The sequence below is a fragment of the Micromonospora sp. H61 genome (assembly GCF_018070325.1).
GTDB lineage: Bacteria > Actinomycetota > Actinomycetes > Mycobacteriales > Micromonosporaceae > Micromonospora > Micromonospora salmantinae.
In genome coordinates, this window is record NZ_JAGPXY010000170.1 from 1 (window position 1) to 3,133 (window position 3,133).

The 3,133-nt window shown below is 69.1% G+C and carries 5 protein-coding genes and 1 pseudogene; 1 reads left to right on the forward strand and 5 read right to left on the reverse strand.

The window, feature by feature from the left end; all coding sequences use genetic code 11:
• The 3 genes from KBX08_RS32705 to KBX08_RS32715 form a co-directional block, all read right to left on the reverse strand.
• The coding region (locus tag KBX08_RS32705; RefSeq protein WP_210787623.1) for a hypothetical protein at positions 1–204 on the reverse strand (204 nt) is incomplete at its 3' end.
• 209 nt (positions 205–413) lie between these two features.
• A complete protein-coding gene (locus KBX08_RS32710) occupies positions 414–869 on the reverse strand; it encodes a hypothetical protein (RefSeq protein WP_222431417.1) in 456 nt (151 codons plus the stop codon).
• Positions 866–1,606, reverse strand: coding sequence for a metalloregulator ArsR/SmtB family transcription factor (locus tag KBX08_RS32715; protein WP_167517404.1), 741 nt, complete (start codon positions 1,604–1,606; stop codon positions 866–868). The genes KBX08_RS32710 and KBX08_RS32715 overlap by 4 nt, the downstream gene beginning before the upstream one ends.
• A 75-nt stretch (positions 1,607–1,681) precedes the next feature.
• Here KBX08_RS32715 and fdxA point away from each other — a divergent pair, with 75 nt between their 5' ends.
• Positions 1,682–2,023 (forward strand): ferredoxin, encoded by a 342-nt coding sequence (gene fdxA, locus KBX08_RS32720; RefSeq protein ID WP_124773212.1) that lies wholly within the window; start codon positions 1,682–1,684, stop codon positions 2,021–2,023.
• 294 nt (positions 2,024–2,317) lie between these two features.
• Here fdxA and KBX08_RS32725 read toward each other — a convergent pair whose 3' ends face one another.
• Together KBX08_RS32725 and KBX08_RS34990 are read right to left on the reverse strand one after the other, a co-directional pair.
• Positions 2,318–2,833 (reverse strand): DUF488 family protein, encoded by a 516-nt coding sequence (locus tag KBX08_RS32725; protein ID WP_247670456.1) that lies wholly within the window; start codon positions 2,831–2,833, stop codon positions 2,318–2,320.
• Positions 2,830–3,133, reverse strand: a pseudogene (locus KBX08_RS34990) (carboxymuconolactone decarboxylase family protein); the annotation flags it as partial. The pseudogene KBX08_RS34990 and the gene KBX08_RS32725, both read right to left, overlap by 4 nt.

Here is a 3,133-nt window from a genome sequence, read left to right on the forward strand (position 1 = left end):
GTGCAGTCCGGGAACGCCGACGTGCTGTTCGCGGGCCCGCTGCAGCACGCTGAGCATCAGATACCGGGCCCGATCGGCTCCGGCGTGTTCTACGACCGCGTCGAGGGAGTCCCGCCATTCCTGGGTCTCGGCGGGGTCCAGGTCGACCAGTTGGCTGGGCAGCGCGCCGCTGGTCAGTGGCTGCCGGTGGAGTTCTGCGGTCATGGCGTGGGCCTTTCTCACAGCGTTGCCGTGCTGTTGTCTCGACTGCCTGATCGGATGGCGCATCGCGCACGCCCGGGGCAAACGTTGACGTCCATGGGTCCAGGTGACGGGATCGTCGTGGTGGTTGAACACGGCCGGGCCGATGGTCGCTGGACCGTGCGGATTGCGGTCGGCGCGCTGGCCGGGGGACCCGGCATCGGGTGGCGGACTCATGGCATGAGCCGTAGGGCGACCACGATCCCGAGCGTGGGCAGGAGAATGACTTTGGCGCATTCGGCGGCGATGTAGGCCAGGTGAAGACGCGATCGTGGTGGTACCTGCCCGCCGATGATTTGGTGGGCACGACGGTCCAAGCGGGGGCGTAACACCGCCACCTGGACGACCAGGAGCGCCCAGAGCCCGATCAGCACGGTCGTCGGGACGCCCGCGATGGTGGATCTGCCGGCAGTGCTCGTGAGCACCGCCAGTGTGAGCGCGGCGGCGAGGAGGAGTTCCGCGGCGTTGAGCGCCCGGAAGACCAGCCGGCCGATGCCGAGCCCGAGCGGCAGGGTGATGCCCGGCGCCCGGAACTTCAACGGGGTCTCCAGGAACGAGATCGCCAGGACCATGCCGAGCCAGACGAACGGGACAGCGAGAAGCACCACGGCAGCCAGGCGAGCGGTCACGGCTTGCCTCCGGAGCCGGTCGACGGCGGGATCTGTCGCCCGGGGGACGGCGCGGTCACGGGAGTGATCCGGGCGAGGCACAGATGCGGCTGGACGAACGGTTGCAGACTGACCGCGGCGGGCGGGGCATCAACGTCGGCCAGAGCCCGCCGCAGCAGACCCCGATGCATCGAGCAGACGACGTCCGGGTGTTTTATAGCGACCGCGCGGAACGGGCAGGCATGCAGCCGGATCTCCAGGCTGTCACCGTCGCGGACGAGATCGGGCTCGAAGCCCAACTCCGCGAACACCGCGTTCACGTGTACCGCCGCCTCGGCCAGCGTCGCGGCGGGAACCGCCGGTCCCGGTTCCTGGTGTCCGGCCCAATCCCAGCCGGCCTGTTCGGCCCGCCGCGCCCGTTGCTCACTGTCCCCGGCCCAACGCGCGGCGAGGATCCCGGACAGCAGTTCGTAGCCGGTCTGCCCGCCGGCGACGGCGCGGCTGGCCGGCAGATAGAGCCGTCGAGGTCGCCCGCGTGTACCGGACTGGACGGCCCGGCTGGTCACCAGCCCGGCGTCAGTGAGGACGTCCAGATGGAAGCGGGCCGTGGTGACGTGCAGGCCACACGCCGCGGCCAGCTCACGCACGTCGAGCGGGCCGTCGGCGGCACGCAGCGCGTCCAGTAGTCGTAGCCGACTGGCGACGGCCAACGCCCCATGCGTCTGGCTACGCACATCCGCTCGATCGTCATTGCTCACCCCACCATCATAATAGAACTGATGCTGATAGTCTAAAATCGTTGAGCACTTCACCCGTGCACCGAGGAGGTCGGCGTGACGTATGTGATCGCGGAGCCCTGCATCGATGTCGTCGACCGGGCCTGTGTCGAGGAATGCCCGGTGGATTGCATCTACGAAGGAGACCGGGCGCTGTACATCCACCCCGACGAGTGTGTGGACTGCGGCGCGTGCGAGCCGGTCTGTCCGGTGGAAGCGATCTACTACGAGGACGACCTTCCCGCGCAGTGGTCGGTGTTCACCGCGGACAACGCCCGGTTCTTCGCCGAGCCGCTGCCGGGAAAGGCAACGGCGTTGGACTCCCCCGGCGGGGCGGCCAAGCTCGGCCGTGTGGGACTGGATACTCCGCTCGTCGCCGGGCACGCGGGTCCGGCCTGAGGCGAGCACCGAACGGAGCATGCGCCACGGCCGCAGACCGGGCGGAGCGACGGTGTGTGGCGCAGGCGGTGTGTTGAGGTTCTGGCCGGGCGAGAAGCTTCGCGGTGTGCCGGACACCTCGTCGAGGCGCTGATCGCTGACGCGTCTCCCACGGAGGCGTCGACTTTCGACCTGTTGACCGTGAACGCCGACCGTGGCGCCACGATGACCGGCATAACCGTCACGCGGCTGTTGGGCGACCTCACGTTTGGGCCGCTGCCATGGCCGGCGGTGCTGCGCCGGATCGGACGATGTCTACGGTGCGTCACACACCAACACGCCAGCTGAGCTAAGCCGTGCACCGGGGGCTACCCAGTGGCCGGTGAGCCGGCCGCGATGATCGAGGTGGCACACCGTGCATCCACGGACTGCGGTCAGGTGGTCCGCGATCAGACGGCGGTGACAACGCCACCAGAGCGTCTCGCCGCACATGATCGCGGTAGGGCCGGCACGCAGGTCGCCGATCAGTTCCTCCGCGGCCTCCTGGAACTGCGTGGTGCGCATGTGGGATGCGTAGGCGCGGAAGGCGTCTACCCGCCACCACGTGTCCGGTGAGTCGGCCGGCAGGCACCGACGGCCGCCCAGCCGCTCGTCGCAGCGATACCGGATGCCGGTGGCGGGCAGCCAGCGGGCGAGTGCCTCCCGGCCGGTGTACGGGTGCGCGCGGCTGCCCGGGTAGCGGCGTACATCGACCAGCAGGCGCAGGCCGGCAGTGGTCAGCAGACCCGCCAGCTCCGTTTGGGAGGCGGTGCCGTGCCCGACCGTCGTCAACGGGAGAGGTTCAAGGGTGTGCGTATCCAGCTGAGGGAAGGTTCGCGTTGATGGGTGAGCGCATACAGCGCCAGGGTGGAGTGCGCATAGGCGCCTCCAGCGCGCATCGCGGCGGCCACCCAGATCGCCTCCATGATCTCCTGCGGGCTGGCGACCTTGCGTGAAGCCAGGCGGGTATGTCCTTGGATGCACTAGGGGCATTGAGTGGCGCGGGCGGCGGCTACGGCGATGAGTTGCTTGGTGTTCTCGGGCAGCGCACCATCGGCGAACACGGCACGGGTGAACGCTTCGAACGCGTCG